Genomic DNA, 3101 nt, shown 5'->3' on the forward strand with positions numbered 1-3101 from the left:
GCGCGGCGTCGGGGCTGGGGGCGGTTTCTGGTCGCTCGGGGCCAGTCTTGTCGCCGCTTTTGTGATCCTGCCGATCCTGTCGGTCGTGGTGATGGCCTTTTCGCCGACCGAGAATATCTGGCCGCACCTTCTGTCGACAACATTGCCGCGTTATGCCGCCAACACCCTGATCCTGACACTGGGCACCGGGGCGCTTGCCGCAGCGATCGGGGCGGGCACTGCCTGGCTGATCACCATGTACCGGTTTCCCTGCGCTGGTCTGCTGGAGTGGCTGTTGCTGCTGCCATTGGCCATTCCGGCCTATATCGGCGCCTATGCGCTGGTGGATTTCCTCGATTATTCCGGTCCGGTGCAGGTCACTTTGCGCGACTGGACCGGCTGGAGCTCGGCCCGCGATTACTGGTTCCCTCAGGTGCGGTCGCGCTGGGCGGCAGTCATCGTGCTGGCGGCTGCCCTTTACCCTTATGTCTACCTTCTGGCCCGCGCGGCGTTTCGTGAACAATCTGCTGGCAGTTATGAGGTCGCGCGCGCCCTCGGGGCGGGTCCATTGGGCCTTTTCTGGCGTGTGGGCCTGCCGCTTGCCCGGCCTGCCATCGCGGCGGGGGCGGCCATCGTGATGATGGAGACGGTGAACGATTTCGGCGTCGTCGATTTCTTTGCGGTGCAGACGCTAACCACGGGCATCTTCACGGTCTGGCTGGAAACCGGCAATGCCGGAGGGGCCGCCCAGATCGCCTGCGTGATTCTTGCCGTCATTCTGGCGCTGGTGGCGCTTGAAAAGGTCAGCCGCCGCAATTCGCGCTACTATCACTCCGCGCGGCAGCCGCGACCTGTGACCAAGATCGCGCTGAGCGGGGCTGCCGGTTGGGTGGCGGTCCTGCTGTGTGCGATGCCGGTTCTTGTAGGGTTTGTCCTGCCGGTTGCTGTGATTGCGGGCCATGCGCTCGACCGGCCCGAAACATGGGTCAGCGCCGGGCTTGGCCGCGCCTTTGTGAATACGCTGAGTGTCGGCGGGGCGGCGGCGGCCCTGACTGTCGCAGGTGCGCTTTTCATGGTCTATGGCGTGCGCCTGACGGGGCGCAAGCTGCCCCGGCTGCTGCTGCCGGTCACGACCATCGGTTATGCCGCGCCGGGCGCAGTTCTGGCGGTCGGGATCCTCATTCCGCTCGCGGCTTTCGATCACCGGGTGGCGGATGCGGTCCTTTGGTTGACCGGATACGATCCGGGGCTGATCCTGACCGGCTCGGCCGCCGCGATTGTTTTTGCCTATTTCGTCCGCTTCTTCGCGATAGCCCAAGGGGCGGCAGACGCAGCCTTTGGCCGCATTTCGCCCTCGTTGCCGATGGCGGCGCGGTCGCTGGGGCGGACGGCGGGGGGCACCTTGCGCGAAGTCTATCTGCCGCTGATGAAAGGCTCGGTCGGTACTGCGCTGCTGCTGGTCTTCGTCGATTGCGTGAAGGAACTGCCGGCGACGCTTCTGCTGCGGCCCTTCAACTACGACACTCTGGCGACACGGGCACATGAAAAGGCGAGCCTTGAGAATATCGGAGAGGCGGCCCCGCCCGCGCTTCTGGTGATGCTGGTCGGACTAGTCGCGGTCGCCTTCCTCGCCCGCGCCAATCTTCGCCCGCGCGGGCACTGACAGTCTTGCACCGACGCGCCGCCCGGTTTATGTGCGAAACAGTGCCCCTATAGCTCAGCTGGTAGAGCATCTGATTTGTAATCAGAGGGTCGGGAGTTCGAGTCTCTCTGGGGGCACCATATTTTCAGATCGGTGTTTGCGGCGCGTTCGGCCCCGTCTGTATCTTGCACAAAGTCATGCCGTTGACGCCGCTCATCGGGCCGGGTAGCTGGGCGGCCATGGCACGTGCACCTCTTCTTCAACTGTCCGGTATTTCGCTGACCTTCGGCGGTAGTCCGATTTTCGACGGGCTTGATCTGACCGTTCAGCCGGGCGACCGGGTGGCATTGGTCGGGCGCAACGGATCAGGTAAATCCACCCTGATGAAGGTGATGGCCGGGCTGGTAGAGGCCGATGCCGGATCCCGCGTCGTGCCGCCGGGTGTGACGGTGGGCTATATGGAGCAGGAACCCGACCTGTCCGCCTTCGAGACGCTTGGCGATTTTGCCGCCTCGGGCCTGCCCGAGGGTGAGGCCTACAAGGTCGCGGTCGTCGCTGAGGGGCTGAAATTCGACCCCGAGACGAAGGTGGTCGCGGCGTCGGGTGGCGAAAGGCGGCGGGCTGCCTTGGCGAAGCTGCTGGCTGAGGCACCGGAGCTGATGCTGTTGGATGAGCCGACAAACCATCTGGATATTCAGGCGATCGGCTGGCTGGAGGCGGAGCTGCGCGAGACGCGTGCGGCCTATGTCATCATCAGCCATGACCGCGCCTTTCTGCGCGCGCTGACACGCGCCACGCTGTGGATCGACCGGGGTGCTGTGCGTCGCAGTGAGAGGGGCTTTGAGAGCTTCGAGGACTGGCGCGAGACCGTCTGGGCCGAAGAGGACCTTGCCCGTCACAAGCTGGAACGGCGGATCAAATCCGAAGGCCGCTGGGCGGTCGAGGGCATCTCGGCCCGGCGCAAGCGCAATCAGGGGCGGCTGAGGGCGTTGCAGGCGATGCGGGCTGAACGCGCCTCGATGATCCGGCGGCAGGGCACGGCCGATATGGCATTGGACAGTGGCCAGACCTCGGGCAAGCTGGTGATCGAAGCGAAGGGGATTTCGAAGGCCTTTGGCGACAGGACGATTCTGAAGCCCTTCGATCTGAAAGTGCTGCGCGGCGACCGGGTGGCTTTTGTCGGCCCGAATGGTATCGGCAAGACGACGCTGCTGAAGATGCTGACAGGTGAGATGGCGCCCGACAGCGGCACTGTCCGTCATGGCACCAAACTGGAGATGGCGGTCTTCGATCAGGCCCGGGCGACGCTTGATCTGACGATGACGCTGTGGGACGGGCTGGTGAACGATCCTGATATGGCGGTGTCGGGCCGGTCGGATCAGGTCATGGTGCGGGGCACGCCGAAACATGTCGTTGCCTATCTGAAGGATTTTCTTTTCGATGAGGCGCAGGCGCGGGCCCCCATCGGCTCGCTCTCGGG

The 3101-nt window shown here is 64.5% G+C and carries 2 protein-coding genes and 1 tRNA gene; all 3 read left to right on the plus strand.

Annotated features, from left to right (window positions below; genetic code table 11):
- Positions 1-1642 (plus strand): ABC transporter permease (locus WBB85_RS00220; RefSeq protein ID WP_432636610.1); only part of this gene is annotated, 1642 nt, incomplete at its 5' end.
- A gap of 43 nt (positions 1643-1685) precedes the next feature.
- Positions 1686-1761 (plus strand) — tRNA-Thr (locus tag WBB85_RS00225).
- Between the two features lie 99 nt (positions 1762-1860).
- Positions 1861-3101: ABC-F family ATP-binding cassette domain-containing protein (locus tag WBB85_RS00230; protein ID WP_432636611.1), on the plus strand; the 1241-nt coding region annotated here is incomplete at its 3' end.

Origin of the sequence: Albidovulum sp., assembly GCF_049646345.1 — a bacterium.
GTDB lineage: Bacteria > Pseudomonadota > Alphaproteobacteria > Rhodobacterales > Rhodobacteraceae > Albidovulum.